Annotated in this window: 1 protein-coding gene; it reads left to right on the forward strand. The window is 44.0% G+C overall.

The window, feature by feature from the left end; translation table 11 throughout:
* Positions 1-853: 853 nt before the first annotated feature.
* On the forward strand, positions 854-1,383 hold a 530-nt coding region (locus AM228_RS31445), incomplete at its 3' end, for a DUF4347 domain-containing protein (RefSeq protein ID WP_156332144.1).

The raw sequence follows: 1,383 nt of genomic DNA on the forward strand, positions 1-1,383 counted from the left end.
AATCCCAACAAGAAACCCGGTTTCTTAGTCCCCGCAGACCACCCAGAAACCGGGTTTCTTATTCCCCGCAGCTAACCAAGAAACCCGGTTTCTTATTTAGAGTATATAACGTATTGACAACATATCATACATAAAGTAGTCACCAATACCCCTGCCAGCCCGTTGCCAATCTAATTAAAATAAGCCATAAAAACCGGACAGTTCTTTTTTATCTTTTCTATTCCCTATTGTCACCTCTAATAATCCCTATTGTTTTCTATTGTCACCTCTAATAATCCCTATTGTTCTCTCTAATGCTCCCTATAGTTCCCTCTATTGTCACCTCTAATGATCCATATTGTTCCCTATTGTAACCTATTGTTTCCTCTCCTAAATACTGGTGCTTCACCGTCCCTCGAAGTGAACAAAACTCATCGTAAAATCACCTAAAAGCGAAAAATAAAACTTAATAACTATTAAGCTATAAATAGCTATAACGCTTGTAAATAAAGACTTTTGCTCCTCCTGACAAGTCAATATAAGCCGCTGAGATACTTTTGAACGAACCGCGATACTGGATGAAAAAAAAATTATCAAAGATTCTTGATGTAATCAGAAAAACCTGCTATAAATTTAAATAGCTTATTCCAGAGGAGCTTTGTCAAATAAATTGACATACAACAAACTCCTTATATATATATCAGGGTGTGTCTTGGCTAAATAAATTTATGGCTCTTATGCCTCACAAGGCGCGTTCAAATTAGTTAAAAATACATCAGTCATGCCTACAATCAATCACATCACCAACCCCAACTCATCCCAGGAAAAATATGGCCCGGGCGCCGCTGCCCACTAAGGTGGGCAGCGGCGCGAATTGGTCATCATTGACCCCAACGTTGACCAATGGCAAATCCTCGCCGCCGGAGTCAAACCGGCCACCTTTGTCCATATCCTTGACCCCAACCGGAATGGTGTCGAGCAAATCAATGAAATCCTTGAAGAGAGAAAAGAGGGGAGAGGAGAGAGAAAAGAGAGTATCTTTTCTCTTCCCCCTCATCCCTCCTCTTCCCCCTCTTCTCTCTCTCCTCTTTCTCTGCACCTAATCTCCCACGGGTCACCGGGAACCCTCTACCTAGGCAACAGCACCCTAGAACTGGGCAACCTAGAAAAATATCGCTCCCAACTGGAAAAATGGCATATCGCCCATCTATATATATATGGATGTGAGGTAGCAGCCGGTGATGCCGGGGCAGAATTCCTGCAAAAACTACACCACATCACCCAAACCTCAATCTACGCCAACCCCCAACTCACGGGCAACACCGCCAAAGGTGGCACCTGGCAACTCCAGAAAATTCACCCCACACCTCCCACACTCCGATGGCGGCCTCCCACACTCCCCAC

The organism is Planktothricoides sp. SR001 (genome assembly GCF_001276715.1).
GTDB lineage: Bacteria > Cyanobacteriota > Cyanobacteriia > Cyanobacteriales > Laspinemataceae > Planktothricoides > Planktothricoides raciborskii.